Source organism: Cryobacterium sp. AP23 (assembly GCF_054075385.1).
The window spans coordinates 4197232-4224182 of record NZ_CM133415.1 but is presented as its reverse complement, the minus strand read 5'-3'; the positions used below and the strand labels follow the sequence as shown (position 1 = coordinate 4224182).

General features: G+C 68.8%; 25 protein-coding genes. 3 read left to right on the top strand and 22 right to left on the bottom strand.

The window, feature by feature from the left end; genetic code table 11:
- Positions 1-43 precede the first annotated feature (43 nt).
- From ACU5E9_RS19850 to infC, 8 genes are all read right to left on the bottom strand, one after another.
- Positions 44-949 carry an amino acid ABC transporter permease gene (locus ACU5E9_RS19850; protein ID WP_456811597.1) on the bottom strand — a complete coding sequence of 302 codons (906 nt, stop codon included), beginning with the start codon at positions 947-949 and terminating at the stop codon, positions 44-46.
- Complete coding sequence (locus ACU5E9_RS19845) at positions 946-1593, bottom strand: amino acid ABC transporter permease (protein ID WP_297374223.1); 648 nt, start codon at positions 1591-1593, stop codon at positions 946-948. Before ACU5E9_RS19845 ends, ACU5E9_RS19850 begins: the two co-directional genes overlap by 4 nt.
- Positions 1594-1697: 104 nt before the next feature.
- Positions 1698-2549: a glutamate ABC transporter substrate-binding protein gene (locus tag ACU5E9_RS19840; protein ID WP_456811596.1), complete on the bottom strand. Its 852-nt coding sequence runs from the start codon at positions 2547-2549 to the stop codon at positions 1698-1700.
- Positions 2550-2606: 57 nt separating this feature from the next.
- On the bottom strand, positions 2607-3335 hold the full coding sequence (locus tag ACU5E9_RS19835; RefSeq protein WP_456813586.1) for an amino acid ABC transporter ATP-binding protein: 729 nt from the start codon (positions 3333-3335) through the stop codon (positions 2607-2609).
- Between the two features lie 161 nt (positions 3336-3496).
- Positions 3497-4297 carry a TrmH family RNA methyltransferase gene (locus tag ACU5E9_RS19830; RefSeq protein ID WP_456811595.1) on the bottom strand — a complete coding sequence of 267 codons (801 nt, stop codon included), beginning with the start codon at positions 4295-4297 and terminating at the stop codon, positions 3497-3499.
- A gap of 107 nt (positions 4298-4404) precedes the next feature.
- Positions 4405-4797: a 50S ribosomal protein L20 gene (gene rplT, locus ACU5E9_RS19825; protein WP_456811594.1), complete on the bottom strand. Its 393-nt coding sequence runs from the start codon at positions 4795-4797 to the stop codon at positions 4405-4407.
- A gap of 27 nt (positions 4798-4824) precedes the next feature.
- Positions 4825-5019, bottom strand: a complete 195-nt coding sequence (gene rpmI / locus ACU5E9_RS19820; RefSeq protein ID WP_110126261.1) for a 50S ribosomal protein L35 — start codon at positions 5017-5019, stop codon at positions 4825-4827.
- Positions 5012-5596, bottom strand: coding sequence for a translation initiation factor IF-3 (gene infC / locus ACU5E9_RS19815; protein ID WP_084020755.1), 585 nt, complete (start codon positions 5594-5596; stop codon positions 5012-5014). Before infC ends, rpmI begins: the two co-directional genes overlap by 8 nt.
- 294 nt (positions 5597-5890) lie before the next feature.
- Between infC and ACU5E9_RS19810 the strand changes: the two genes are divergently transcribed.
- Positions 5891-6241 carry a DUF1844 domain-containing protein gene (locus ACU5E9_RS19810; protein ID WP_265399094.1) on the top strand — a complete coding sequence of 117 codons (351 nt, stop codon included), beginning with the start codon at positions 5891-5893 and terminating at the stop codon, positions 6239-6241.
- Positions 6242-6309: 68 nt separating this feature from the next.
- On the opposite strand, the gene ACU5E9_RS19805 is transcribed toward ACU5E9_RS19810, so the two are convergent.
- The 8 genes from ACU5E9_RS19805 to ACU5E9_RS19770 all read right to left on the bottom strand — a co-directional run bounded on the left by ACU5E9_RS19805 (position 6310) and on the right by ACU5E9_RS19770 (position 16518).
- Positions 6310-7089: a DNA-formamidopyrimidine glycosylase family protein gene (locus ACU5E9_RS19805; RefSeq protein WP_456811593.1), complete on the bottom strand. Its 780-nt coding sequence runs from the start codon at positions 7087-7089 to the stop codon at positions 6310-6312.
- The gene (locus ACU5E9_RS19800; protein ID WP_456811592.1) at positions 7082-11959 is read right to left on the bottom strand and encodes an Lhr family ATP-dependent helicase; all 4878 of its coding nucleotides are present in this window, start codon (positions 11957-11959) and stop codon (positions 7082-7084) included. The genes ACU5E9_RS19805 and ACU5E9_RS19800 overlap by 8 nt, the downstream gene beginning before the upstream one ends.
- Before the next feature lie 123 nt (positions 11960-12082).
- Positions 12083-12925: an SseB family protein gene (locus ACU5E9_RS19795; protein WP_456811591.1), complete on the bottom strand. Its 843-nt coding sequence runs from the start codon at positions 12923-12925 to the stop codon at positions 12083-12085.
- Complete coding sequence (gene priA / locus ACU5E9_RS19790; RefSeq protein WP_456811590.1) at positions 12909-13655, bottom strand: bifunctional 1-(5-phosphoribosyl)-5-((5-phosphoribosylamino)methylideneamino)imidazole-4-carboxamide isomerase/phosphoribosylanthranilate isomerase PriA; 747 nt, start codon at positions 13653-13655, stop codon at positions 12909-12911. The genes ACU5E9_RS19795 and priA overlap by 17 nt, the downstream gene beginning before the upstream one ends.
- A 55-nt stretch (positions 13656-13710) precedes the next feature.
- Positions 13711-14343 (bottom strand): imidazole glycerol phosphate synthase subunit HisH, encoded by a 633-nt coding sequence (hisH, locus tag ACU5E9_RS19785; RefSeq protein WP_456811589.1) that lies wholly within the window; start codon positions 14341-14343, stop codon positions 13711-13713.
- Entirely contained in the window at positions 14340-14957 is a 618-nt protein-coding gene (gene hisB, locus ACU5E9_RS19780; RefSeq protein ID WP_456811588.1) for an imidazoleglycerol-phosphate dehydratase HisB, read from the bottom strand. The genes hisH and hisB overlap by 4 nt, the downstream gene beginning before the upstream one ends.
- A gap of 9 nt (positions 14958-14966) precedes the next feature.
- Positions 14967-16052, bottom strand: coding sequence for a histidinol-phosphate transaminase (locus tag ACU5E9_RS19775; RefSeq protein WP_456811587.1), 1086 nt, complete (start codon positions 16050-16052; stop codon positions 14967-14969).
- Between the two features lie 61 nt (positions 16053-16113).
- Positions 16114-16518, bottom strand: a complete 405-nt coding sequence (locus ACU5E9_RS19770) for a LysM peptidoglycan-binding domain-containing protein (RefSeq protein ID WP_456811586.1) — start codon at positions 16516-16518, stop codon at positions 16114-16116.
- 281 nt (positions 16519-16799) lie between these two features.
- Here ACU5E9_RS19770 and lexA point away from each other — a divergent pair, with 281 nt between their 5' ends.
- Positions 16800-17501 carry a transcriptional repressor LexA gene (gene lexA / locus ACU5E9_RS19765; RefSeq protein ID WP_456811585.1) on the top strand — a complete coding sequence of 234 codons (702 nt, stop codon included), beginning with the start codon at positions 16800-16802 and terminating at the stop codon, positions 17499-17501.
- Positions 17502-17586: 85 nt separating this feature from the next.
- Here lexA and metE read toward each other — a convergent pair whose 3' ends face one another.
- The 3 genes from metE to hflX form a co-directional block, all read right to left on the bottom strand.
- The gene (gene metE / locus ACU5E9_RS19760) at positions 17587-19917 is read right to left on the bottom strand and encodes a 5-methyltetrahydropteroyltriglutamate--homocysteine S-methyltransferase (RefSeq protein ID WP_456811584.1); all 2331 of its coding nucleotides are present in this window, start codon (positions 19915-19917) and stop codon (positions 17587-17589) included.
- The gene (locus tag ACU5E9_RS19755) at positions 19917-20975 is read right to left on the bottom strand and encodes a methylenetetrahydrofolate reductase (protein WP_456811583.1); all 1059 of its coding nucleotides are present in this window, start codon (positions 20973-20975) and stop codon (positions 19917-19919) included. Before ACU5E9_RS19755 ends, metE begins: the two co-directional genes overlap by 1 nt.
- Positions 20976-21340: 365 nt before the next feature.
- On the bottom strand, positions 21341-22885 hold the full coding sequence (gene hflX / locus ACU5E9_RS19750; RefSeq protein ID WP_456811582.1) for a GTPase HflX: 1545 nt from the start codon (positions 22883-22885) through the stop codon (positions 21341-21343).
- 41 nt (positions 22886-22926) lie between these two features.
- On the opposite strand from hflX, the gene ACU5E9_RS19745 reads away from it, so the two are divergent.
- Positions 22927-23553, top strand: a complete 627-nt coding sequence (locus ACU5E9_RS19745) for a class I SAM-dependent methyltransferase (protein ID WP_456811581.1) — start codon at positions 22927-22929, stop codon at positions 23551-23553.
- Positions 23554-23613: 60 nt separating this feature from the next.
- Here the strand turns inward: ACU5E9_RS19745 and ACU5E9_RS19740 are convergent, their stop codons facing one another.
- From ACU5E9_RS19740 to miaA, 3 genes are all read right to left on the bottom strand, one after another.
- Positions 23614-24891: a vanadium-dependent haloperoxidase gene (locus ACU5E9_RS19740; protein ID WP_456811580.1), complete on the bottom strand. Its 1278-nt coding sequence runs from the start codon at positions 24889-24891 to the stop codon at positions 23614-23616.
- 208 nt (positions 24892-25099) lie between these two features.
- On the bottom strand, positions 25100-25981 hold the full coding sequence (dapF, locus tag ACU5E9_RS19735) for a diaminopimelate epimerase (RefSeq protein WP_456811579.1): 882 nt from the start codon (positions 25979-25981) through the stop codon (positions 25100-25102).
- Between the two features lie 59 nt (positions 25982-26040).
- Positions 26041-26949, bottom strand: coding sequence for a tRNA (adenosine(37)-N6)-dimethylallyltransferase MiaA (miaA, locus tag ACU5E9_RS19730; RefSeq protein ID WP_456811578.1), 909 nt, complete (start codon positions 26947-26949; stop codon positions 26041-26043).
- Positions 26950-26951: the final 2 nt, after the last annotated feature.

Sequence of the window (26951 nt, the reverse complement as noted above, 5' to 3'; positions counted from 1 at the left end):
GCCCGGCCGCCGGTGGGCGGCGGCCGGGCACAACGTCCGCGGGTCAGCGGCCGGACTCTCCACCACCGGCGCCGGCGCCGGCGCTCATCGACACGTCGGGCATCGGTTCCGGCGCGGCCGCTGCCTTGCCGGCCTTCGGGCCGGAGCGACGAGCGATGATGCGGGCCAGCCAGGACAGCGAGAGGTTCATCGCCAGGTAGATCGCCAGCACCACGAGGAAGAAGGAGAATGCGTAGCGGTTGCCGAAGAAGTCGGGCAGGTTCTTGACACCCACCCGGAGCAGCTCGCTGTAGCCCACCACGAACGCCAGCGACGTGTCCTTGAGCAGCACCACCAGCTGGGCGATGATGATGGGCAGCATCTGCCGGAACGCCTGGGGGAATTCGATCCGGAGGCGCGTCGACAGCGGGGTGAGCCCGATGGCGAGACCGGCCTCACGCTGCCCGCGCGGCAACGACTGGATGCCCGCGCGCAGTGCTTCACCGATGATCGCGCCGTTGTAAACGGCGAGAGCGGAAACACCGGCCCAGTATGCCCCGGTGGAGAAGACGAGCAGGATGAACAGAATCATCAGCAGCACGGGCATGCCGCGGACGAATTCGAGGATGATCGCGGTGGGAATCCGGATGGCCTTGTGGTCGGCCGTGCGACCGAACGAGAACAGCACTCCGATGATCAGGGCGAGCACTGCCGCGACGCCGGCCATCTTGAGGGTTGCGAGCACACCTCCCCAGATGGAACGCCAGACCTGGACGTCGGTGAAGACGTCCCAGCGGGTCGCATCCCACAGGCCAGGCTGCACGGCGCCATTGGCGCTCGCCTTCGGTGCTCCCATCGCCAGGATCAGCCACACCAGGATCGCCAGCAGCAGCACAACGCCGACAACGGAGATGACACGGGACCGTGCGCGAGCCCTGGGCCCGGGGGCGTCGTAGAGGACCGAACTCATCGCAGCACCGCCACTTTCTTTTCCACCCGGGCAGCGATCTGCCCGAGGGTGATGGTGATGATCAGGTAGAAGAACGCGACGGCGGCCAGGATCGCGATGACGGCATCGCCTCGATCGTTGACCACTCGGCGGCCGGCACCGAACAGTTCGAAGACGAAGAACGCGCCCGCGACGGAGGTGTTCTTGGTGAGAGCGATGAGGACGTTGATCAGCGGAGGAATCACCATCCGCACGGCCTGCGGCATGATCACGTAGCTCAGCGACTGGCCGAAGGTGAGGCCGACGCTGCGGGCTGCCTCGGCCTGGCCGACGGGAACGCCGTTGATGCCGGAACGAAGCGCTTCCGCGACGAACGGTGAGGTGTAGACGGTGAGGCCGATCAGGGCCAGCACGAAGAACGGGGGCGAGAACTGCAGGTACGGCAGCAGGAACGCGCAGAAGAACAGTACGAGGGTGAGCGGGGTGTTGCGCACGATCTCGGTGTACACCGTCGCGAAGGCGCGGAAGGACGCGATGGGCGAGATCCTCAGGCCGGCGACGATGGTGCCCAGCACAAGCGCGCCGATGCCGGAGAAAATCAGCAAACCGAGCGTGTTCTTGAAGCCTTCCAGAAAGAGCGGCAGGTTTTCGAATACTGCGTCCAAGACTCACCTCCTCTTATGTGTTGGTCTTCGGTTGGTCAGGTTTTAGGTGAAACTGCCGATCGGGGTGGCCGGTGCGGCCACCCCGATCGGTTGTGCGGTGGTGCTTAGTAGCGGTCGACCGCCGGCGGTTCCGGCGTCTCGAGCACGGAGCCCGCGGTGGCCTCCCAGGCCTCGGCCCAGGTGCCGTCCTCGTAGGACTCTTCGAGCACGTCGTTGATGAAGTCGCGGAACTCGGTGTCGTCCTTGGCCAGGCCGATGCCGTAGGGCTCCTTGGTGAACGGGTTGCCGACAACCTCGAACTCGCCGGCGTTCTGGTCGGCGAGGCCGGCCAGGATCACGTTGTCAGTGGTGACAGCGTCGACCTCGCCGCTGCGCAGCGGGCCCAGGCAGTTGGAGTACGTGTCAGTGGCGATGATGTTGGTCGTGTACGCGGCGATGTTCTTCTCCGACGTCGATCCGCTCACGGTGCAGACGCTCTTGTCGGCGAGGTCATCGGGTCCGGTGATCTTCGCCTCGTTGCCCGCGAGGACGAGGAGGTCCTGTCCGGCTTCGTAGTACGGTCCGGCGAACGAGACAACTTCCTTGCGGGCGTCGTTGATCGTGTAGGTGGCGACGACCAGGTCGACGTCACCGTTCTGGATGAACGGCTCGCGGTTGGCGGAGACGGTCTCGGTCCAGGTGATGCCCGACGCCTCAATGCCGAGCTTCGCGGCGATGAGCTTGCCGATTTCCACGTCGAAGCCGACCGGGTTGCCATCCGGGCCCTTGAGACCGAAGAGGGGCTGGTCGAACTTGGTGCCGATGGTGATTTCGCCGGCCTCGTTGAGGGCGGCCATCGTGGTGCCTTCCTCGAACGTGACGTCTTCCTCAACGGGTGCCGCCGTCGGCGTGCCTGCGCCGGAGTCGGTGCAGCCGGTCAGCGCGAACGCGCCGACCAGAGCGATGGCAGAGATCATTAGACCCTTGTTGCGTCTCATGGTTTCCTCCTGTGTGCTGTGTGTCTCGCCGACCAGTTAGTGGGCAAGTATTTTGGAGAGGAAGTCTTTCGCTCTCGTGCTCTGGGGGTTCGTGAAGAACTTCTCCGGGGTCGTCTCCTCGACGATGTCGCCTTCGGCCATGAAGATGACCCGGTCGGCGGCGCGACGGGCGAAGCCCATCTCGTGGGTGACGACGATCATCGTCATGCCCTCGTTGGCGAGGTCGACCATGACCTCGAGCACCTCGTTGATCATCTCGGGGTCGAGCGCGCTGGTGGGCTCGTCGAGCAGGATCAGCTTCGGGTCCATCGCCAGCGCCCGGGCGATGGCCACGCGCTGCTGCTGGCCGCCGGAGAGCTGGGAGGGCATCTTCTGGGCCTGGTTGGCCACACCGACACGTTCGAGCAGGGCCATGGCCTTCGTCTCGGCGTCGGCCTTGCTCATGCCGCGCACCTTGATCGGACCAAGCGTCACGTTCTGCAGCACGGTCTTGTGAGCGAACAGGTTGAACGCCTGGAACACCATGCCCACGTCGGCTCGCAGCTGGGCGAGGGCCTTGCCCTCGGCCGGCAGCTCTTTGCCGTCGATGGTGATCGAACCGTTGTCGATGGTCTCGAGCCGGTTGATCGCACGACAGAGGGTGGACTTGCCCGAGCCGCTCGGGCCGATGACCACGACCACCTCGCCGCGGTTGACCGTGGCGTTGATGTTCTTCAGAACGTGCAGGTCCCCGTAGTTCTTGTTGACGTCTGTCATGACGACCAGGGGTTCCCCCCGGCGCACTGTGATGTTGGACGTCGCCGGTGATGTGTCTGTTGGCTCCATACCCCCCAACTTAGGCCCGGAGGTGCCAGACAGACCACCTTTGGCCCGGCTTTAACCCGGTCGGTAACCCAAACGTAATAGACGCCCGACCGGGAAAGATGCTAAGCCCGCTGGGAGAACGCGCTCTCGTAGAGGCAGACGGATGCGGCCGTGGCGAGGTTCATCGATTCGGCGTGGCCGTAGATCGGAACGCTGATCGCCTTGTCGGCCATGGCCAGGTCTTCCTCGGTGAGACCGCGGGCCTCATTGCCGAACAGCCAGGCGGTGGGACCGGCGAGCAGGCCGCTGTTGCGGGCCTCGAGCAGGTCGTCGCCCTTGATGTCGGCGGCGAGGATCTGCATGTCGGCGAACTTCGCGCGCTCCCGCACATCGGCCAGTGTGACGCCCACGGCGACGGGCAGGTGGAAGATCGACCCGGTGGAGGAGCGCACCACCTTGGGGTTGTACAGGTCGACGCTGCGGCCGGTGAAGATCACGGCGTCCGCGCCGGCGGCATCCGCTGCGCGGATGATGGTGCCGGCGTTGCCCGGGTCGCGGACCTCTTCGAGGATCGCGATGAGCTTGGGCTCGTTGGCGAAGATCTTCTTGATCGAGGTGGGGAACTGGTGGCAGACGGCGACGAAGCCCTGCGGGGTGACGGTGTCGGCCATCGTCTCGAGCACCTGCTCGGTGACGAACTCCACATCGACGCCGGCCGCGACGGCCGCATCGGCGATGTCGGTGTAACGCTCCAGGGCGGTGGGGGTCGCGTACAGCTCGACGACGAGTTCGGGACGGAAGGTGAGGGCTTCGGAGACGGCCTGCGGGCCCTCGAGGAGGAACAGTCCCGTCTCGGAGCGGGCGGCTCGGTTCGCAAGTTTCGCGACGGCACGCACGCGAGGAGATCGGGGGTTATCTAGCATGCTCCCAGTTTAGGTGCCGTGCATGCCGGGCGGAGAATGCCCCGCCGGGCATGCAAAACGGGAGCGACCGCCAGTGGCGACCGCTCCCGTTGGACATGCAGGTGGATCTACTTCGCTGCGACAACCTTGGGTGCGGAGGTGTCGGAGGGCAGTGCTGCCTTGGCGCTCTCAACGATGGCCGCGAAGGTGGCGGGCTCGGTGACGGCGAGGTCGGCGAGGATGCGACGGTCAACCTGGATGCCGGCAAGGGCGAGGCCCTGGATCAGGCGGTTGTAGGTCAGGCCGTTCGCACGGGACGCAGCGTTGATGCGCTGGATCCACAGGCGACGGAAGTCACCCTTGCGGGCGCGACGGTCACGGTAGCTGTAGACGAGGGAGTGAGTGACCTGCTCCTTGGCCTTGCGGTACAGGCGTGAACGCTGTCCGCGGTAACCGGCAGCGCGCTCAAGGATGACGCGACGCTTCTTGTGGGCGTTGACGGCCCTCTTTACTCTTGCCATTTTCTAATTCCTTTAGGGGTACGGGGCCTAGTGGCCGAGAAGCTTCTTGATGGCCTTGACGTCGGCCTTGGCGAGAACCTGGTCCTGGTTCAGGCGGGACTTGTGCTGCGTGCTCTTGACCTCGAGGTTGTGACGAAGTCCGGCCTGCTGCTTCATGATCTTGCCGGAGCCAGTGACCTTGAAACGCTTCTTTGTCCCAGAGTGGGTCTTCTGCTTAGGCATTCTTTTCCTCCTGTTTGGCTGCTTTGTCAGCAGCTCTATGTGCATTGGCCTCTGCCTTGGCCTCTGATTTGTTCTTCAGCGGGCCAATCACCATGACCATGTTTCGACCGTCGATGGTCGGGCTCGATTCAACCGAACCGAACTCCGCAACATCCTCGGCAAATCTCTGAAGCAGACGTACACCCTGGTCGGGACGGGACTGTTCACGGCCACGGAACAGAATCATGGCCTTGACCTTGTCGCCGGCCTTCAGGAAGCCTTCGGCGCGCTTGCGCTTGGTCTCGTAGTCGTGCTTATCAATCTTGAGACGGAAACGAACCTCTTTGAGGATCGTGTTCGCCTGGTTGCGCCGGGCTTCTTTGGCCTTCTGCGCAGCTTCGTACTTGAACTTGCCGTAATCCATGATCTTCGCGACCGGCGGCTTGGACGTGGGGGCTACTTCGACCAGATCGAGGTCAGCCTCCTGTGCCAGGCGCAGGGCGACATCAATCGCCACGACCCCAACCTGTTCGCCGTTGGGACCAACGAGACGGACTTCGGGGACGCGGATACGGTCATTTGTACGGGGATCGCTGATGCGTCTCTCCTCTACTCAAGCATCGTGGCTACAGCCTGACAACGGATGTCGTCCGGAGACGAAGAGGAGATAATCGCGCGCGCCATTCCTGAGTTCTGAAACTTTTCCTAGTTCCATTACTCATCAACCACGTACGGCACCCTATCTACCGTGCAAGCTGGAAACCAGCAAGCGACGGCGGAGTGCAAACTACCCGGTAACCTTTATGAAGCGGTCAAGCGCGGGTGGGAGATTATCCACTTTCGTACCGAGACTTTCATCTCGGAGCCCGGGTAAGCATAGCAGAGGAAACCAGTGAGCGACAATTACGACCAGGACCAGTCCAGCCAGGCGACGAGGGACATCGCGGATGTGGCGGCCGTGGAGATCATCACGACCGCGGCGGTGCACCTGATGAGCGCCTCGGCGGTCAAGGTGGGCCTCGCCGACGACCCCGAGACGCAGATCGACCTGGATGAGGCGCGCAAGTTGATCACCGCCCTCGCCGGCCTGATCACGGCATCCGCCCCCGACATCTCGGACATGCACGCGCGCAGCCTCCGCGACGGCCTGCGCTCCCTGCAGCTCGCGTTCCGTGAGGCCTCCGCCATCCCCGACCCGATCGGCCAGGGCCCCGGCGAAAAGTTCACCGGCCCCGTCAACTAACTGTTCCCAATACGGACAAATGGTCCCGGTGTGCCGGGACCATTTGTCCGCACGGGGAACAGTTGCGGTCAGGTTTGGCAGCGCGGGCACCAGTAGGTGACCCGCTGTTCGAGTTCGCTGCGGCCGAGCTGGCCCGAGCGGATGCGCGTGCCGCAGCGCCGGCACGGCTGCCGTTCCCGCCCGTAGACGAACGTGCCCATCCCCCGCCGCAGATTGCCGGTGGTGGTGCGTTCGTTGCGGTCCCGGTTCGCGTGGATCAGCCGGTGACCGAGCGCCACGAGCCCGGCCGGATCGCCGACCTCCGCCATCGGCCGGGTAGGCAGCAGCCCGCGCAGGAAGCACAGTTCGTTGACGTACACGTTGCCGAGTCCGGCCAGGTTGCGTTGGTCGCCGAGGGCGACCGCCACCGGCCGCTCCCCCGCCTCGGTGAGTCGCCGCACGGCCTCCGCGGCATCCCAGTCGGGCCCGAGCAGGTCGGGCCCCAGGTAGCCGAGATGCTGTTCGTCCTCCGTGGTGGGGAAGAGCTCCAGGGTGCCCAGTTCGAATCCCACGGCCACCCAGTCGCTGGTTTCAAGCACGATGCGGGCCTGGAACGCGGGCCGGCGCCACGTCGTGCCGTGCCGGTAGAGATGCCAGCTGCCCTCCATTTTCAGGTGCGAGTGGATGCTGGTCTCCCCCACGTGCGCCACCAGGTGCTTGCCGCGGCTGATCACCTCGTGCACCACCTGGCCGGTGAGGTCCACGGTGGCGAACGCCGGCACCCGGACGTCGCATCGGGTCAGCGTTGCTCCGTGCAGCGCCTCATCGAGGCTGCGGGCGCTGCGGTAGACGGTATCGCCCTCAGGCACTGAGCCTCAGCCCCCGCGGCGTCTCGGTGAACCCGGCGGTGCGCAGGGCGTCGCCGACGGTGGTGCCGAGTACGAACTCACCGTTGACGTTCTCGACGGCGAGCTTGGGCACCCGCCCGCTGGTGACCGTCGCGGCCAGCGACCGGGTGGCGGCCAGAACCGTCTCGGACGGCGCCTCCCGGGGCGTGCCCGCCGGCGCCGAACGTGCCGGCGTCGTGGGCGCGGTCGCTCCGGCGCTGGAATCGGCACCGGTCTCATCGGTTTGAACGCCGGCGTCGGGAGTCCCGGCAGCCGGGTCGAACACCAGCATCGACTTGCCGCCGCGTTCCACATAGAGCACCAGGTGCCCGTCGACGAGCACCACGAGGCCGCCGGCCTTGCGACCGGGCCGATGCCCGGTGCCCTCGGGCAGGGCCGGCCAGGGCAGCACGGCGCCGTACGGGTTGGCCGGGTCGGTGGCGGCCAGCGTGACCGCGGTCGCCACCGACCGGTCGCCGCGTTCGGCGCGCTCGCGCTGGTCGACGTAGCCGCGCATCCGGTCGATGGTGCCGGCGGTCGCGAACTGGGAGGCCCCGAGTCCCTCCACGAAGTAGCCCCGGCGGCAGCGGCCCATCTCCTCGAACCCGCTGAGGGTCTTGTAGACCAGGGCGAACCCGCCGAGCACGTTCTCGCCCATCACGGCGCCGCGGGTGACGACGCCGTAGCGTTCGAGCATGGTCTCGCCCAGGGCGTGCGCCCGGCGGGTGGCCGACGTATCGGCGACGGGCACGATCGACCAGCGGCCGGACACCGTGGGCGGGCCCTGCCGGCTGGGCAGGCTGGGACGGGGCAGGGCGCGGCCGCGGTGCAACCGGGCCCGGGGAGCCGCGCGGCGGGTGGAGTGCGCCGTCTTGCCGCCGGACACCAGCGACCGCACCGGCGCGAAGGTGTCGTTGCTCACCAGGCCGGACCAGACCAGGTCCCAGAGCGCGTCGACGAGTTCACCGTCGTCCTGGCTGCCGACCGATTCCGCCAGCTGGCGGAAGAAGTACCCGCCTCCCCCGCCCAGCGTGGCCAGGATCTCTCGTTGCAGCGGGGTGGTCTCCAACTCGGTGGGCACGGGCAGGGTGAGCGGGGCGGTGTCGCTGAGGTGCAGGCTCACCCAGCCGTCGTTGCCGGCCAGCGTTCCGGCGCCGGCCCAGAGCACCTCGCCGGCGTTGGTGAGCTCGTCGAGCATGCCCGGGTTGTAGTCGGACACGCGTGCAGGCAGGATCAGCGTCTCCCAGGCGGAGGCCGGGATGCGCGCGCCCTCGAGCTGCTCGATGACCGACACGACGCCGTCGATGCCGCGCAGTTTGCCGCCCACGTGCTGCCAGGCCGGCAGGAACCGGCCGAGGGTGGCCTGGTCGACGGGCTCGACCTCGTGGCGGAGCGCCGCGAGCGATCGCCGCCGCAAGCGCCGCAGCACCTCCGCGTCGCACCATTCACTGCCGCTGCCGTGCGGGCGGAATTCCCCTTCGACGATGCGCCGGGCATCCGCCAGCCGGCGCAGGGCGCCCAGGGCGATGGCGGTGCCGAAGCCGAACCGGGCGGCGACATCCGCCGTGGTGAACGGGCCGTGCGTGCGCGCGTACCGGCTGACCAGGTCGCCGAGCGGGTCCTTCACGCTCTCGGTGAATGCCTCGGGTATGCCCGGGGCCAGCGGCACGCCAAGCGCGTCGCGCAGGCGACCGGCGTCTTCGATCACCGCCCAACGTTCCTCGCCGGCAATGCCCACTTTGAGGGCGCGGCGGGTCGTCGTGAGCGTGTCGAGGTGCGCGCGGGCTTCGTCTGCGCTGACACTGGGGAGAGCAGGGGCCTCGGTGTCCGACGCCGATGCGTCTGAGCCGGATGCGTCGGGCCCGGTCCCGGCGGCGTCACCGGACGTGTCGCCGGCGGCTTGGAGCCGTTCGGCGACCTCGGTCACGGTGAGCGGGCCGAGGCCGCGGAGCAGATCCGCGACACCCTCCACGCCCTTGGCGCGCCGATCGTGGGCGAGGCGCTGCAGTTCGGCGTCGGTCCGGTCGATCACAACGGGGTCGAGGAGCTCGCGCAGTTCCACCCGTCCGAGCAGTTCGGCGAGCAGGCCGGAGTCGATCGACAGGGCGGTGGCGCGGCGTTCGGCCAGCGGTGAGTCGCCCTCGTACATGAACGCGGCGACGTAACCGAACAGCAGGGCATTGGCGAACGGGCTGGCGGAGTCGGTGCTGGTCTCCACCAGACGGATGGCGCGGCTGGCCACCTGCTTGGCAAGTGCCACCAGGGCGGGCAGGTCGTAGACATCCTGCAGGCACTCGCGGATGGTCTCGAGGATGATCGGGAACGTCGGGTACTCGCGGGCCACGTCGAGCAGCTGCGACGCCTTCTGGCGTTGCTGCCAGAGCGGCGACCGGCTGCCCGGCCGGTACCGGGGCAGCAGCAGCGCGCGGGCCGCGCACTCCCGGAACCGGGAGGCGAACAGGGCGGAGCCGCCGACCTCGTCGGTGACGAGTTGTTCCAGTTCGTCAGGGTCGAAGACGAACAGGTCGGCGCCGGGCGGTTCGGCCTCGGTGTCGGGGATGCGCACCACGATGCCGTCGTCGCTCGCGACGCAGGCGCCGTCGATGCCGAACCGTTCCCGCACCCGCGCGCCCACCGCGAGGGCCCAGGGCGCGTGGACGGTGAGGCCGAACGGTGAGTGCAGAATCACCCGCCAGTCGCCGAGCTCGTCACGGAACCGCTCGACTACGAGGGTCTGATCGGTGGGCAGGTAGCGGGTCGCGGCGCGCTGTTCGTCGAGGAAGACCAGCAGGTTGGTCACCGCCCTGTCGTCGAGGCCGACGGCGGAGCAGCGGGCGCGGGCCTTCGCGGGCGTGAGCGCCGAAATTTCGCGGAGGAACGCCCCGATGGCGGCGCCGAGCTCGGCGGGCCGGCCCAGCCCGTCACCCTTCCAGAACGGAAGCCGGCCCGGCTCACCGAACGCCGGGGTGACGAGCACCCGGTCGTGGGTGATCTCCTGGATGCGCCAACTCGTGGCGCCGAGGGCGAAAACGTCGCCGACGCGGGACTCGTAGACCATTTCCTCGTCGAGTTCGCCGACCCGGCGGCCGGTGGCCGAGTCGCCGCCCACCATGAAGACGCCGAACAGGCCGCGGTCGGGGATGGTGCCGCCGCTCGTGACGGCGAGGCGCTGGGCGCCCGGCCGGCCGGTGAGTAGCCCGGTGTCACGGTCCCAGATGATGCGGGGGCGGAGTTCCGCGAACTGGTCGGACGGGTAGCGACCGGCGAGCAGGTCGAGGGTGGCCTCGTAGGCCGAGCGGGGCAGGGTGGCGAACGGGGCGCTGCGGCGCACGGCGTCGAACCATTCCTCGGCGTCGATGGGTTCCAGCGCGACGGCCGCGACGGTCTGCTGGGCGAGGATGTCGAGCGGGTTCGCGGGAACCTGCAGCGACTCGATCATGCCCGAGACCATCCGCTCGGCGGCGACGGTGGCGTGGATGAGGTCGGCGCGGTGCTTGGGGAAGATGATGCCGCGGGAGACCTCGCCGACCTGGTGGCCGGCCCGGCCGACGCGCTGCAGGCCGCTGGCCACCGACGGCGGGGATTCCACCTGCACGACCAGGTCGACCTCGCCCATGTCGATGCCGAGTTCGAGGCTCGACGTGGCGACGACGCAGCGCAGCCGGCCGGTCTTGAGGTCGTCCTCGATCATGGCCCGCTGTTCCTTGCTGACCGAGCCGTGGTGGGCGCGGGCGAGCAGCGCCTCGGCGCCCTCGCTCTGGCCGCTGCCGCCCATCAGTTCGGCGGGCGGGCGGGGTGGGGCGGGCGCGAGGCGGGCCGCGGCGGATGCGGCGCCAGCGGCATCCGGGCCGCCCGCCAGCACCAGTTCGGACTCGTCGGCGGCGGCGAGCCGGTCGGAATAGATCTCGTTGAACCGCGCGGTGAGCCGCTCGGCCAGGCGCCGGGAGTTGGCGAACACGATCGAGGAGGAGTGGGCGAGCACGGCGTCGACAATGGCCTCTTCGACGTGCGGCCAGATCGACCCGGTCTGCGGGGCAGCCGCCGAGGTGGCGCCCTCGGGTGCGGGTACCGCGCCGAGTTGGGTCATGTCGTCCACGGGGACGACCACGCGCAGGTCGAACCGTTTCTCATTCTTGGGCGCCACGATCTCCACCGGAGCGACGCCGCCGAGGAACCGGGCGACTTCGGAGGCCGGCCGCACGGTGGCGGACAGGCCGATGCGTTGGGCCGGTTTGGCGAGCAGGGCGTCCAGGCGTTCAAGCGACACGGCCAGGTGCGCGCCGCGTTTGCTCGCCGCGACGGCGTGGATCTCGTCGATGATGATGGTGTCCACGCCCCGCAGCGACTCCCGGGCGGCGGAGGTGAGCATGAGGAAGAGCGACTCCGGCGTGGTGATCAGGATCTCGGGCGGCGTCTTCACGAGCGCGCGGCGGTCGGCGGCCGGGGTGTCACCGCTCCGTACCCCGACGCTGACGTGCACCGGGGGCAGGCCGAGGCGTTCCGCGGCCTGGCCGATGCCCACCAGCGGGGCGCGCAGGTTGCGTTCCACGTCGACGCCGAGCGCCTTTAGCGGGGAGATGTAGAGCACCCGGGTGCCGGTCGGGGCGGAGGCGCCGGTGCCCGTCTTTGCGGGGCCGGTTGCGGCGGCATCCGTGGATGCGGAGTAGAGGCGGTCGAGCGCCCAGAGGAACGCCGCCAGGGTTTTGCCCGACCCGGTGGGGGCGACGACGAGGGTGTGCGATCCGCGGGAGATGGCATCCCAGGCGCCGAGCTGCGCCTCGGTGGGCGCGCTGAATGCTCCGGAGAACCACGTGCGGGTGGCCGGGGAGAGGCGCTGCAGGATCTGGGTCACCTGTCCATCCTCGCCGATACCCCCGACATTGCCACGGCCATCCGCCCGCAACTGTTCCCGCTGCGGACAAATGGTCCCGGTGTGCCGGGTGCAATTGTCCGCACGGGGAACAGTTGGGCGGGGTTAGGCGGAGGCGACGAGCTGCACGCGCAGGGAGTCGACTCCGGTGGCGATCACGTCGTCGGCGGCCCAGCGGGCGGCGAGCCGGGCGAGGGTGGCGTCGAGGTCGGCGCGGCTGAGGCCGTCGGCGAGTTCGAGACGCACGATCAGCTCCGGGCCGGCCAGCCGGGACTGCGGGTCGCCGGCGGACAGGTTCACCGACAGCGCGGCCAGTTCCGTTGTGATGGATTCCTCGAAGGCGGCCGCGACCTGGCGGCTAGCGTAGCTCGGGGTCCATGGGGTGTCCTGCGCGATGGCCCACAGTGCGGGGCGGCGCACCACGAACTCGGTGTCGGCGGTGGGGTCGAGCACCACGAGGTCGGTGTTCTCCTGCGCTGCCGCGAGGGCCACCCGCACGGCGTCGGCGGGAACGGGCCGGGCGTCGGGGTTCCAGGCCCGCATGGCGGCGGCCGAGGAGAACACCGGCAGCACGGCCCGGCCGTCGGGCCCGGCGACGGTGATGATGGAGAGTTCCTGGGTCTTGTCGATCCGCAGGCCGTGCGCACCGAGCTCCGCGGCCGCGCCGTCGTCGCCGAGCGCGGTGACCAACGGGATCAGCAGGCGCGCGGAACGGAGGGCGTCGATGACGCCCTCCTCCCCCAGCTCCCTGGCCCGGAACCGGGCGAGCGCGTCGAGCAGGGCCGGTGGTGCCAGGCCGTCGTCGTCATCGAACTCGGTGTGCTCGACCGACCGGCCCGCCCAGGGCTGGCCGGCGGAGTCGGCAGCGGCGTTCGCCGCTGAATCCTCGGTGCCGGCGCCCGGTTCGTCCGGGCGGCCGGTGGAGCCGAGGTTACGCGCCGGAGACATCCAGCGCCTCGGCGAGGGTGAAGGCGCCGGCGTAGAGGGCCTTGCCCACGATCGCGCCTTCCAGGCCGAGGGGCACCAGCTCGCGCAGGGCGGCGATGTCATCGAGGCTGGCGATGCCGCCGGATGCGATCACGGGCCGGTGGGTGCGCTCCATGACCTCGCGCAGCAGTTCGATGTTCGGTCCCTTGAGGGTGCCGTCCTTGGTGACGTCGGTGACGACATAGCGGGTGCAGCCGGCCTCTTCGAGGCGCTCGAGCACCGTCCACAGGTCGCCGCCGTCCTTGGTCCAGCCGCGGGCGGCGAGGGTGGTGCCGCGCACGTCCAGGCCGACGGCGATGGAGTCGCCGTACTGCGCGATCACGCTGGCGGCCCACTCCGGGTTCTCCAGCGCGGCGGTGCCCAGGTTGATGCGTTTGACGCCGGTGCCCAGTGCCGCCTCGAGCGACCGGTCGTCGCGGATGCCGCCGGAGAGTTCCACGTTCACGCCGCGCAGCTGCTTGATGACCTTCTTGAGCACACCGGTGTTGTTGCCACGACCGAACGCCGCGTCGAGGTCGACGAGGTGGATCCACTCGGCGCCCTGGTTCGCCCAGTCGAGCGCGGCATCCATCGGGTCGCCGTAGTTGGTCTCGGTGCCGGCCTCGCCCTGGGTCAGGCGCACGGCTTTGCCGCCCGCAACGTCGACGGCCGGGAGGAGGACCAGTTTCGGGGTCTTGTTGAACTCGGTCATGGGGGTGCCTTTTTCGTGATTGTGCGGCAGCGCGCGGCGGCCGCGGGTGGGAAGACTAGTCGCGGAGGGTGCCGAGCCAGTTCGACAGCAGGCGGATGCCGGCGTCGCCGCTCTTCTCGGGGTGGAATTGGGTGGCCGACAGCGGACCGTTTTCGACGGCCGCGAGGAACCGGCCGCCGTGCTCGGCCCAAGTGAGGCGGGGAACCGGGAATGGCGGCATCACGTCGAGCGTCCAGTCCTGGGCGGCATAGGAGTGCACGAAGTAGAACCGTTCCTCCTCGAGGCCCCGGAACAGGACGGAATCCGGGTCGGGCGTGACGGTGTTCCAGCCCATGTGCGGCAACACCGGGGCGGGCAGCGCGGTCACCGTGCCGGGCCATTCGCCGAGTCCCTCGGTGTCGGTGCCGCGTTCGACGCCGTGCTCGAACATGACCTGCATGCCCACGCAGATGCCCATCACCGGGCGCCCGCCGGAGAGACGCTTGTCGATGATGTCACCGCCGTGGGCCTCGTTCAGGGCGGCCATCACCGCGCTGAACGCGCCGACGCCGGGCACGAGGAGTCCGTCGGCCTCGAGCGCGAGCTTGCGGTCACCGGTGAGGGTGACGTCCGCGCCGGCCAGCTCCAGCGCCTTGACGGCGGAGTGCACGTTTCCGGTGCCGTAGTCGAGCACGACCACCTTGGTCATAGCGCGCCCTTGGTGGACGGGATGCCGCTCACGAGGGCGTCGTACGCCTTGGCCTGGCGGAACGCGCGGGCGAAGGCCTTGAATTCGGCCTCGGCGATGTGGTGCGGGTCGCGGCCGCCGACGACGGTGACGTGCACGGTGAGGGCGGCGTTGAAGGCGATGGCCTCGAAGACGTGCCGCACCATCGACCCGGTGAAGTGGCCGCCGATGAGGTGGAATTCGAAGCCGGCCGGTTCGCCGGTGTGTACGAGGTAGGGCCGGCCGGAGATGTCGACGACGGCCTGCACGAGCGCTTCGTCCAGCGGCACGAGGGCGTCGCCGTAGCGGGAGATGCCGGACTTGTCACCGAGGGCCTGCTTGATCGCCTGGCCGAGCACGATGCCGATGTCTTCGACGGTGTGGTGTACGTCGATTTCGATGTCGCCCTTGGCGTGCACGGTGAGGTCGGTCAGGGAGTGCTTCGCGAACGCGGTGAGCAGGTGGTCGTAGAACGGCACGGTGGTGTGGATGTCGCTCACCCCGGTGCCGTCCAGGTCGATGGAGAGGTCGATGCTCGATTCGCTCGTTTCGCGCTGCAGGTGGGCACGGCGAGGCGAAGGCGTGACGTTGCTCATGGCGTTAGTTTATTCGGCTGACGGACGAAGCCGTGCGATGGCGTCGAGGAAGGCGCTGGTCTCGGCCTCGGTGCCGGCCGAAACGCGCAGGTGGCCGGGGATGCCCATGTCGCGGATCAGGATGCCTTCTGCGAGCAGGGCTTCGAAGACCGCGCGCGGATCGGCCACGCCCCCGAACAACACGAAGTTGCTGCCGCTGCGCAACGGGCGGAAGCCGAGTGCCGTCAGTTCCGTCACGATCCGGTCGCGCTGCACGCGGATGTCGTCCACCATGGCGAGCATTTCGCCCGTGTGCGCGAGCGCGGCGACGGCGGCCGCCTGGGTGAGGGCGGAGAGGTGGTAGGGCAGCCGCACCAGCCGGAGCGCATCCGTGACGGCCGCATCGGCGGCCAGGTAGCCCACCCGTACTCCCGCGAACGCGAAGGCCTTACTCATGGTGCGTGACACCAGCAGGCGCGGGCGGCCCGCGAGGAGGCTGAGGGCGCTCTCGGTGCCGACCGGGGCGAATTCGGCATAGGCCTCGTCGACGACGACGATGCCGGGGGTGGCGTCGTAGACGGCAGCGATGGTCTCCAGTGACAGCGGTGTGCCGGTGGGGTTGTTCGGGGAGCAGAGGAAGACGATGTCGGGGGTCGTCTCGTTCACCCAGCGCACGGCCGTCTCCGGCGAGAGCTCGTAGTCGGCGTCGCGGCCGCCGGGGATCCAGTCGGTGTCGGTTCCGGAGGCGAGGATCGAGTACATCGAGTAGGTCGGCGCGTAGCCGAGCAGGGAACGGCCCGGACCGCCGAAGGCCTGCAGCACCTGCTGCAGCACCTCGTTGGAGCCGTTCGCGGCCCAGATGTTGTCCCGGGTGAGGCCGTGGCCGAGGTAACCGGCGAGGGCGTCACGCAGCGGGGTGAACTCGCGGTCGGGGTACCGGTTCACGGTGAGGATCGCGTCGGCGAGGGCCTGGGCGATGTCGGCGGCGACGGCCGGCGGGATCGGGTGGGTGTTCTCGTTGACGTTCAACGCCACCGGCACGTGCAGCTGCGGTGCACCGTAGGGGATCTTTCCGCGGAGGTTGGCACGCAGGGGCAGGTCGTCGAGGCTGGTCACCCGAACAAGCTTAGTTGCGCGGCGCCCCGCCTCCCTGTCGGCAGGAGTTCTGCCGGGAGGCTCAGTAGCCGGCGGGAAGGGCGAGACGCTGGCCGGGCTGCACGGACTCGGACGCCAGCTGGTTGAGGTTCACGATGTCGGCGATCACGTCACGCGGGTCCTGCTTGGGTGCGATCGACTGGGCCAGATCCCAGAGGGACTGCCCGGCGTCGACGGTGATGTATTCGAAGGCGGCGGCGCCCACGTTCGCGGTGCCCTCCGCCGCGGCGACGCCGCCGTTGACGGCGACGGCGATGGACCCCAGGACCAGGGGCAGGGCGGCGAGGGTGGTCAGCACGACGCGTCCGCGGCGGGTGAGCCGCAGGTGCGTTCGCGGCGCGGTGGCGGCGGTGGCCGTGGCGTGGCCGGTGGAACGAGCCGATCGGTCGGCGATCGTGCCGGGCTTCACTGCATATGCTGCGCTCATGTCAGACCTCCTGGTAACGCATCCGGCCCTCGGCCGGGAGGGCCGGATGCGAATCTATGTTCCGAATATATCTTCGAGTGTTCGAACAATCAACCCTGTTTCCGGATAATATGAAAAGAAATTTCGCAACACACTCGAATGCATGTCTAGTAATCGCTGTCAGTTTGGCTACAGTTTCGATCGGGTAGCAGTACTCAAACAGACACCACCGACATTCACTTCTGACGCGTCACGCAGATCGTCGGAAGCACCATTCAGACCCAACCAGGAGGAGCGACAACGTGGCACAGGAGAGCACACCTCGGGACAAGGGCACCACGCGGCGCCGCAAGAGCCTGAGCGATAAACAACGCGCCATCATGGACGTTATCCAGCGCTCGGTGCGCGACCGCGGGTATCCGCCGAGCATGCGGGAGATCGGCGACGCCGTCGGCCTGTCCTCGCTGTCGAGCGTGACCCATCAGCTGCACCAGCTCGAGTTGAGCGGCTACCTGCGCCGCGACCCGAACCGGCCGCGCGCGCTCGAGGTGCTCATCGAGCTGCCGCAGTCCGGTGAGGACGTCACGCCGGGCGCTGCCGACGACTACCAGTCCGGCATTCAGGTGGGCGACGCGGCGATGGTGCCGCTCGTCGGCCGGATCGCCGCCGGTATCCCGATCATGGCGGACCAGCAGATCGACGAGATCTTCCCGCTCCCCCGCCAGCTCGTGGGCAAGGGTGAACTGTTCATGCTCAAGGTCGTCGGTGACTCGATGATCGACGCGGCCATCTGCGACGGCGACTGGGTCGTCATCCGTCAGCAGAAGACCGCGGAGAACGGCGAGATCGTCGCGGCCATGCTCGACGGCGAGGCCACCGTGAAGGTGCTGCGGCAGCGCGACGGCCACACCTGGCTGCTCCCCCGCAACACCAACTTCGAGCCGATCCTGGGCGACTACGCCGAGGTGCTCGGCAAGGTCGTCGCGGTGCTGCGCTCGGTCTGAGACGCCTCCTGAACCACGAACAGGCCCGGTCCCGTGAGGGGACCGGGCCTGTTGTCGTTCAGCGGCGCTTCCGAGCCGGGGAGGCTTAGCCCAGCGTCGCCCGCACCGCCCGGGTGGCGTCGACGATGTTGCGCAGTGAATCGACGGTCTCGGCGTACCCGCGGGTCTTCAGGCCGCAGTCGGGGTTGACCCACACCTGCCGGGCCGGAATCGACTCGAGTGCCCGCTCGAGCAGTTCGGTGATCTCCGCCACGCCCGGTACCCGTGGGGAGTGGATGTCGTAGACGCCCGGGCCGATGCCGTGGTCGAACCCGCTGGTCTGGATGTCCTGCACGACCTCCATCTTCGACCGGGCGGCCTCGATGCTTGTGACGTCGGCGTCCAGGTTGCGGATCGCGTCGATCACGACCCCGAACTCGGAATAGCAGAGGTGGGTATGGATCTGGGTCTCGTCGGCGACGCCGGCGGTGGCGAGCCGGAACGAGCCGACCGACCAGTTCAGGTAGTCGGCGTGGTCCTTCTTCTTCAGCGGCAGCAACTCGCGCAGGGCCGGTTCGTCAACCTGCACCACCTGGATGCCGGCGGCCTCGAGGTCGGCGATCTCGTCGCGCAGCGCCAGGGCCACCTGGCGGGCGGTCTCCCCCAGCGGCTGGTCATCGCGCACGAACGACCAGGCGAGGATGGTGACCGGTCCGGTGAGCATGCCCTTGACCGGCTTGGCGGTGAGGGTCTGGGTGTAGCTGGACCACTCCACGGTGATCGGCGCCGGCCGTGAGACGTCGCCCCAGAGGATCGACGGGCGGGTGCACCGGCTTCCGTAGGACTGCACCCAGCCATTCTCGGTGACGGCGAAGCCGTCGAGGTTCTCGGCGAAGTACTGCACCATGTCGTTGCGCTCGGGTTCGCCGTGCACCAGCACGTCGAGGCCGAGGTCTTCCTGCAGCTGCACGACGCGGCTGATCTCGGCGCGCATCAGGTCGCGGTAGTCGTCGGGGGCGAGTTCGCCGGAGACGAGGCGGGCGCGGGCCCGGCGGATGTCACCGGTTTGCGGGAACGAGCCGATGGTGGTCGTCGGCAGCGGCGGTAGGTCCAGTGCCGCTGACTGGGCGGCGAGCCGGGTCTCGTAGTCGCCGCGGCTGTAGTCGGCCGGCGTGAGGGTGGCGAGTCGGTCGCGCACGGCACCGTCGCGCACGCCGGGCGAGACGCGGCGCTCGGCCAGCAACGCGGTGGCCGCGTCCAGCTCGGCCTGGATAGCGTCCTTGCCGTCGGTGAGCCCGCGGGCGAGGGTGGCGACCTGGCCGATCTTCTGGTCGGCGAAGGCCAGCCAGCCGGCGAGCTCGGCGGCCAGCTTGGTTTCGTCCTCAACGTCGTGCGGCAGGTGCTGCAGTGAGGTGGAGCTGGAGACCGCGATGTGCTCGCTCAGGGCTCCGAGCCGGCCGAGGGTGTCGAAGGCGGCGGCGAGGTCACCGCGCCAGATGTTGTGCCCGTCGATGACGCCGGCGACGAGGGTGACGTCGGCCAGCCCGGGGACGGCGGCGGGCACGGTGCCGCGCACGAGGTCCAGGCCGATGGCCTCGACCGCGGTGGCGGCCAGCACGGGAAGGGCATCGTCCAGGCTGCCGTAGGGCGCGGCCACGAACAGCGCGGGCCGGGCGGCCAGTCCGCCGAGGGCACCGTAAGCCTGGGCGAGGGCGGCGAGGGCCCGGTCGCGGGGGATGTCGATGCTCTCGCTGACCAGGCCGGGCTCGTCCAGCTGCACCCACTGGGCGCCCGCAGCGGCGAGGCGTTCGATCAGGGTCCCGTAGACCGGGAGGAGGTCGGCGAGGCGGTCGAGCGGGTGGAAGCCGGCCGGCGCGTCTTCGCTCGGCTTGGCCAGGAGCAGGAGGGTGACCGGGCCGACGAGGACCGGGCGGGTGAGGAAGCCATCCGCGAGGGCCTCTTCGAACTCCCGCACAATGCGGTCACTGGCGAGGTGGAAGTTGGTCTCCGGGCCGATTTCGGGCACGAGGTAGTGGTAGTTGGAGTCGAACCACTTGGTCATCTCCAAGGGCAGGTTCTCGCCGGCGCCGCGCGCCAGGGTGAAGTAGCCCGCCAGGTCGAGGTGTCCGTCGGCGTCGACGAGGTCCTGGAAGCGGGCCGGGATGGCGCCTACGGCGACCTGGGCGTCCAGCACCTGGTCGTAGAAGGAGAAGCTCTCCGGAATCGAGGAGTCGGTGCGGCCCAGGCCGAGGCTCGCGAGGCGTTCGCGGGTGGCACGGCGAAGTGCGGCAGCGGCCGATTCGAGTTCGGCGGCGGTGATCGTGCCCGCCCAGAAGGCCTCGACGGCCTTCTTCAGCTCGCGGCGGCGCCCGATCCGGGGGTAGCCGAGGATCGTTCCGGTGGGGAAGGTGGGGAAGGCGGGGCCGGTGGTGGTCATCAGTAGGACTCCTTCGTGGAGGGAGTACCGGCGCTGACACTGGCGGTACTGGTCGAGGGATGAATCGGGGACGGGAAGCGGGACACGGCCGATTCTGCCGGGGCGAGGGCGCCGGCGCGGTCGAGCACGGCGAGCACGGTATCGTGCTGGTTGAAGGCGTAGAGGTGGAGGCCGGGAGCGCCGCCGGCGATGAGCTTCTCGGCGAGGGCGGCGGCGTGGGCGATGCCGATCTCGCGCTGACCCTCCGCCGTCGGCTCGATCTCGAGCTGAATGGCGAGGTCGCTGGGCAGCTCCTCACCGGACAGTTCCAGGATGCGGCGCAGCCGGCCGGGGCTGGTGACGGGCATGATGCCGGGGAGGATCGGGAATTCCACCCCGGCGTCCCGGGCCCGCTGGATGAAGCTGAGGTAGTGGTCGGCGTGGAAGAAGAGCTGGGTGATGGCCAGGTTCGCGCCGGCGGCCTGTTTGGCCAGCAAGGTGTCGATGTCCTGCGCGGTGGAGCGGGAACGCGGGTGGCCGTTCGGGAACGCGGCCACGGCGATCCGCACGTGCTCGCGTTCGGTCTTCACCGCGCGCGCGCGCGGCAGGCCGGGGATCGGGGTCTCCTGGTACGGCACCCGTTCGGCCTGCACCCGGTGGATCAGCTGCACCAGCTCACCGGCGGAGTGCAGGTCGCCGAGGAAGGCGTCATTCTCGGTCAGGCCCGCCGGCGGGTCGCCGCGGAGGGCGAGGAAGCTGCGCACACCGGCGTCGAGGAACTCGCGGATCAGGCTGCTCGCCTCCGCATGCGAGGAGCCGACGCAGGTGAGGTGCGCCATCGGGTCCACCGTGGTGGCCTGGCGGATGTAGCGCAGCACGTCCAGGGATGAGGTGCGGGAGGAGCCGCTGGCTCCGTAGGTCACCGAGATGAACGTCGGTCCGGCGGCGGCCAGGGTATCGATCGTGGAGTGCAGCGCGGTCGCGGCGGCACCCGTTTTGGGCGGGTAGAGCTCGAACGAGAACGGGGTGCCGTACCGACAGGCGGGATCCGCGGGTGGCGGTGCTGGGGTCGCTGTCATGGTTCCTCATTCGGCATGGGTACTGCAACAGAAAACGGCCTGGCGGCCGCGGACCGCCAGGCAAACCAGGCAGCTCCTCGCGGGCGGATGCCGGGCTCGGCTGTCGCTCCATGCCGGGAGGGTGAGCGTTCCGGCAACGATTGAGACGACTCTAGCCCCGGTCAATCCCGGGGCACAGTCGCACGGCCGAATATTACCTCCGGCGGCGAAACCCGTCGCGGATCCACCCCTCTCCAACAATGACTGGCCCATTTTCGCTAGTCCGGAGGGTGCCCGCACTAGCAAAACTGGGCCAGTCATGAACAACGAAGGGCGGCACCCGCTCCGGTGACGGATGCGGGTGCCGCCCAGCGGCGTGGAACGGGTCAGGCGGTGATCGCCGGGGCCACCACGAACGGGGTGAACTGGGCTTCGATACCGGGGGAAACGAGCGCGGTGACGAGGGTGCCGGTCTCGGCGTAGTCGAGCGCAAGCACCTTGCCCTGGCCGTGCAGGATCGGGATGAGATCACCGCGGTCGTAGGGAATCAGCAGGTCAAGCCGGATCTCGGGCTTGGGCAGCATGGTCTCGACGGCGGCGAGGACCGCGCCGATGCCCTCGCCGGAGCGGGCCGACACGAAGATCGCGTGCGGGGACAGTCCCCGCAGCACGAGCCGGTCGTCGTCGCTGACCAGGTCGCTCTTGTTGAAGACGACCAGTTCCGGGATGTCGCTGGCACCGACCTCGCCGATGACCTCACGAACCGTGGCCAGCTGGCTGGCCGGGTCGGGGTGGGAGGCGTCGACGACGTGGATGATGACGTCCGAGTCGGCGACCTCTTCGAGGGTGGAGCGGAAGGCCTCCACCAGCTGGTGCGGCAGGTTGCGCACGAAGCCGACGGTGTCGGTGAAGGTGTACAGCCGGCCATCCGCGGTGCTGGACTTGCGCACGGTGGCGTCCAGGGTCGCGAAGAGGGAGTTCTCTACCAGCACGCCGGCCTTGGTGATGCGGTTCAGCAGGCTGGACTTGCCGGCGTTGGTGTAGCCGACGATGGCCACGGACGGCACCGCGTTGCGCTTGCGGTTGGCTCGCTTGGCCTCGCGGGCCGGCTTCATCTCGATCATCTGCTTCTTGAGCCGGGACATCCGGGTGTGGATGCGGCGACGGTCGAGTTCGATCTTCGTCTCACCGGGTCCGCGGGATCCCATACCGGCTCCGGCGCCACCGACCTGGCCACCGGCCTGGCGGGACATCGAGTCACCCCAGCCGCGCAGGCGGGGAAGCAGGTAGGCGAGCTGGGCGAGTTCGACCTGCGCCTTGCCCTCCCGGCTCTTGGCGTGCTGGCTGAAGATGTCGAGGATCACGGCGGTGCGGTCGATGACCTTCACCTTGACCACGTCTTCCAGGGCACGGCGCTGGCTGGGCGCCAGTTCGGAGTCGGCGATCACGGTGTCGGCGCCGAGCGCCGCCACGATGGACGCCAGTTCGAGGGCCTTGCCCTTGCCGAGGTAGGTGCTCGGGTCGGGGGTGGCGCGGCGCTGCAGCAGGCCGTCGAGCACGGTGGCACCGGCGGTCTCGGCCAGGGCCGCGAGTTCACGCATGGAGTTCTCGGCATCGAGCAGGCTGCGGGCGGAGTACACCCCGATCAGCACCACGTTCTCGAGGCGCAGCTGGCGGTATTCGACCTCGGTGACGTCCTGCAGTTCGGTGGAGAGTCCACCGACGCGGCGCAGGGCGTTGCGGTCTTCACGTTCGGTCTGTTCGCCGTCGTGGTCGCCGCCGTCGAAGCCGCCGTCGGCCGGGCGGGCCTGCAGGGCTTGCGCCGATCCGCTGGCGAAGAGGGAGTAGCCGGACGAACGGCTCTCGGCGCTGGCCAGCACGCGCGCAACTACATCGTCATCGTCGTCGTGTGGAGCGGTTGAATCAGTCATTGCTTTAACTCTAGTTCCTCTTCTTTCGATAAGTTCGTTGTATGGCTTCCGAACACTATTTCTCGTCGGCTCCGGGCAGCGACCTGAAATTGCGGCAGATCACCGTGAAGATCGCCGGTGCTATCCGCGAGGTCACGACCGCGAACGCGATCTTCTCCCCCGAACACATCGACACCGGCACCAAGGTGCTGATGCGTGAAGCCCCGCTGCCCTCCGGCGGCGGGGATGTTCTCGACCTCGGCTGCGGCTGGGGCCCGATCAGCCTGCACCTGGCCCTCGCCGACCCGACCGCCACCGTCTGGGCAGTGGATGTCAATGAACGAGCCCTCGACCTGGTGCGCATGAACGCAGCCAACCTCGGGCTCACCAACATCAACGCCGTGCTGCCCGCCGATGTTCCCGCGACGGTGTCCTTCGCCGGTATCTGGTCGAATCCGCCCATCCGGGTGGGCAAGGCCGAGCTGCACTCGATGCTCGAGCACTGGCTGCCGCGCCTGCAGCCGGGCACGGATGCCTGGCTCGTCGTGCAGCGGAACCTCGGCTCGGATTCGCTGCACCGTTGGCTCGCCGAGGAGTTCCCCGGCGCCGGCCGGCCCGGCGCCCTCGAGGTCTCCCGCTATGCGACCGACAAGGGTTTCCGCATCCTGCAGGCGCACAAACCCACCTGATCTTCTCCTCAGCTCCGGCGCGGTCGGGTCTGTCCGCTCGGCTCGTGTCCGAACCGAACATCAGTGGACGGGCTGGAAGTAGTTCTCGATCACCCAGTCCGACACCCGGTGCCCGAGTTCGTTGCCGTCGGTCATCGCCGAACGGAAGTGCAGCCCCAGCCAGATCCTGGCGTCCATGGTGTCCTGGTCCAGCTGCGCAGCACTGTCGTAGTGCCGGGTGACGGTGCCTCCGACGAGGTTCAGGTCGAGGGTCTCCGCGCCGAACAGGTAGCTCAACGTGTTCGACGCCGCCCCGACGTTGCAGGCGTGACCGCTGACGTAGTCCGGATACGGCGGGGTTACCGGCGCGAGCGGGATCCAGCCGGGTTCCGCCTCTGTCGCCGGGTTGCCGTCTGTGTCGGCCAGTTCGATCGCGGTGATCGGGCGCCAGAAGCCGTACTCGTACTTCGAGTTCCAGCAGGCGATCAGGGTGTCGGCCAGCGACGTGTCCATCAGCGCGAACGCGCGGGCGCTCTCGACGATGTCGTCCCCACGCCGCGTCACCTCGTCGCGCAGGCCGGCTTGCAGCTGGCTAACAATGTTGAAGTTGTAGAACAACGCTGTCGCGGTCTGCTCCGGGGTGCGGGAGGATCCTTCGCTCTCGCCGTAGTCCCGCACTTCCGCGAATTCCTGCGCGTACGTGTCGCTGGTCATCGCCGGCGGTCCGGGAAGAGGGAAGTCGGCCGGCGAATCGTAGGTGAGCGGCTCGACGAATCCGAGCCAGGGCACCGCGAACTCGGCGTTCGACGGCGGTGTCGGTCGCCACACCCCGGGGGCGGGTTCCTGGGTGAAGGGCTTGGCGACACCGATGCCGTCGTCCTGCCGGTCGGCGATCATCGCCGCCGCGGCCCGGTGTCCGACCCGGATGCCGTGCACGTACCCGGCGCCTTTGCGCACCCCCTCGAAGGTTGTGAGGTAGGAGGCGCGCAGCTCGTCTGCGGAGTTCGGGAAGTAATGGTTGAGGACGGTAAAGGCAGCCGTGGCCGCCGCGACCTCCGACGACGCGTGCCGCTGGGCGCGGCGCTGCTCGAGGTACGGCTCGTACCCGCCCTCGATCGCGACGACGGCGTCGTACATCGCGATGGACACGAATCCGAAGTACAGGGTGGATGACGGCACCGGAGTCTGGTTCTCGGTGAAGATGGTGCGCTCGGCGATCTCGTTCCATTTCGTGATCACTGCGGGGTCGGCGTCGGGGTGGCGGTCGGCAACAGCCGCGGTGCTTGCAAGTGTGGGGGCCAGCAGGCCGACGGTCGCCACGACCGCCAGCCCGAACCTTGTGAGCCTGTTCTTCGACATGAGAAGCCTCCAACAGGGTGAGTGAGTGGATGGCTTGCACTGGGTGAGTGCGCTCGGTCGCGTCCGAGGCAGGCTTCAGAACAAGCACTGCTGGGTGCGATTATGTACTCGCACGGGACGCCCGGCAAGGCTCGCGAAGCCCGCGGGCCGTGAGGTAAGCCCCGAAAACTCGATGTTTTCGGGGCTCAGGTCACGGGTCGCGAGTCGGTTAGGCGAGTTTCAGGGTGCCGTCGAAGACGAGGTCGGCGGGGCCGGACAGGGAGACGTGCTCGCCGTCCTCGGTGGGGAACATCCGCACGCCCAGGACGCCGCCGGGGACCTCGATGCGCCACTGGTTCGGGGCGCCCTTGCCGGCCCAGTGTCGGGTGGCCAGGGCCGCGGCGACAGCGCCGGTGCCGCAGGAGAGGGTCTCGCCGCTGCCGCGTTCGTGCACGCGCATGCGGATCCGGCCGACCCCGTCCACGACCAGCGGGTCGTGCGGCAGCACGAACTCCACGTTGGCGCCGTCGGCGGGCTCAGGGTCGAGCTGCGGGATGAAGGTGAGGTCGGCGCTCTCCAGCTCGTCGGCGTCGGCGAGGGCGACGACGACGTGCGGGTTGCCCACGTTGATGCCGAGCCCGGGCCGGGCAACGGCGAGGTTCTTGGCCCGCACCAGGGTCTCCCCCGGCTCCAGGCGCCAGCGGCCCAGGTCCACCTGGTAGCCGGTGGCGTTCTTCTGCACGTCACGCACACCGCTCCGGGTGCCGATGGCCAGGGTCTCCCCCGGTCCGATCTCGACGAGGCCCTGTTCGATCAGAAACCGGGTGTACACGCGGATGCCGTTGCCGCACATCTCCGACACCGTGCCGTCGGCGTTCCAGTAGTCCATGAACCATTCGGCGGTGTCGTCCTCGGCCAAGGCGGCGGCGCCCGCGTCGAGGTTGGCGGAGCGGACGGCGCGGATGATCCCGTCGGCGCCCGCTCCGAAGTGGCGGTCACAGATGCCTTGAATTTGCTCCGGAGTGAGGTTGACCGTGCCGTCGGGGTCGGCGAAGAGCACGAAGTCGTTGCCGGTGCCGTGGCCCTTGGTGAAGTGGAGGTCGATGCTCATCTGATCAGTTTAGGGACTCGGCCAGGCGGTGACGTCGGCCGCTCACGCCCGGTGCCGACTCAGGGCAGGCAGCTTGCGGCCTGGGCGACGCGGTCGGGGTCGTCGGCATCGATCCAGTGGGTGTGCGGGTCGCGTTTGAACCAGCTCACCTGCCGGCGGGCGTAGCGGCGGGTGAGCTGCTGGGTGGCCTCGACGGCTTCGGCCTGGCTGACGGTGCCGCGCAGCTGGCCGAGGGCCTGGGCATAGCCGATGGCCCGACTGGCCGTCACGCCGTTCTCCAGTCCGGCGGGGAGGAGGGCCTGCACCTCGTCGACGAGGCCGGCCTCCCACATCCGGTCGACACGGGCGTCGAGCCGCGGGGTGAGCAACTCCCGGGGCAGGCGCAGCCCGATGGTCACCGCGGGCATCCAGTAGACCGGGTCGCCGGGCAGAACGGCGATGTGCGGGGCGCCGGTGAGTTCCACGACCTCGAGGGCTCGCACCAGGCGCCGGCCGTTGCTGGCGCCGATGCGGGCCGCGGAGCCCGGGTCGACGGCCTTCAACCGCTCGTAGAGCAGTCCGGGGCCCTGCTCGACGAGTTCCGCCTCGAGCCGGGCGCGCAGCACCGGGTCGGTGCCGGGGAACTGGAAGTCGTACACGACGGAGGAGACGTACAGGCCGGAACCGCCGACGAGGATCGGCACGGCGCCGCGGTCGATGATGCCGGTGATGGCGGCCCGGGCGTCGACCTGGTAGCGGGCGACGGTGGCTTCGTCGGTCACGTCGAGAACGTCGAGGAGGTGATGCGGTACCCCGCGGCGTTCGTCCGGTGTCAGTTTGGCGGTGCCGATGTCCATGCCGCGGTAGAGCTGCATGGCGTCGGCGTTGACGATCTCGGCCGGCCGGCCGCTCTCCTGCAGCCGGGTGGCGACGTCGAGCGACAGGTCGGACTTGCCGGTGCCGGTCGGGCCGACGATGACGACGAGCACCG

Coding starts and splice junctions, on each gene's coding strand:
- ACU5E9_RS19850 (WP_456811597.1), bottom strand. CDS start 949: ATGAGTTCGGTCCTCTACGACGCCCCCGGGCCCAGGGCTCGCGCACGG.
- ACU5E9_RS19840 (WP_456811596.1), bottom strand. CDS start 2,549: ATGATCTCTGCCATCGCTCTGGTCGGCGCGTTCGCGCTGACCGGCTGC.
- ACU5E9_RS19830 (WP_456811595.1), bottom strand. CDS start 4,297: ATGCTAGATAACCCCCGATCTCCTCGCGTGCGTGCCGTCGCGAAACTT.
- rplT (WP_456811594.1), bottom strand. CDS start 4,797: ATGGCAAGAGTAAAGAGGGCCGTCAACGCCCACAAGAAGCGTCGCGTC.
- rpmI (WP_110126261.1), bottom strand. CDS start 5,019: ATGCCTAAGCAGAAGACCCACTCTGGGACAAAGAAGCGTTTCAAGGTC.
- ACU5E9_RS19795 (WP_456811591.1), bottom strand. CDS start 12,925: ATGTCTCCGGCGCGTAACCTCGGCTCCACCGGCCGCCCGGACGAACCG.
- priA (WP_456811590.1), bottom strand. CDS start 13,655: ATGACCGAGTTCAACAAGACCCCGAAACTGGTCCTCCTCCCGGCCGTC.
- hisH (WP_456811589.1), bottom strand. CDS start 14,343: ATGACCAAGGTGGTCGTGCTCGACTACGGCACCGGAAACGTGCACTCC.
- hisB (WP_456811588.1), bottom strand. CDS start 14,957: ATGAGCAACGTCACGCCTTCGCCTCGCCGTGCCCACCTGCAGCGCGAA.
- ACU5E9_RS19770 (WP_456811586.1), bottom strand. CDS start 16,518: ATGAGCGCAGCATATGCAGTGAAGCCCGGCACGATCGCCGACCGATCG.
- metE (WP_456811584.1), bottom strand. CDS start 19,917: ATGACCACCACCGGCCCCGCCTTCCCCACCTTCCCCACCGGAACGATC.
- ACU5E9_RS19755 (WP_456811583.1), bottom strand. CDS start 20,975: ATGACAGCGACCCCAGCACCGCCACCCGCGGATCCCGCCTGTCGGTAC.
- hflX (WP_456811582.1), bottom strand. CDS start 22,885: ATGACTGATTCAACCGCTCCACACGACGACGATGACGATGTAGTTGCG.
- ACU5E9_RS19745 (WP_456811581.1), top strand. CDS start 22,927: ATGGCTTCCGAACACTATTTCTCGTCGGCTCCGGGCAGCGACCTGAAA.
- ACU5E9_RS19740 (WP_456811580.1), bottom strand. CDS start 24,891: ATGTCGAAGAACAGGCTCACAAGGTTCGGGCTGGCGGTCGTGGCGACC.
- dapF (WP_456811579.1), bottom strand. CDS start 25,981: ATGAGCATCGACCTCCACTTCACCAAGGGCCACGGCACCGGCAACGAC.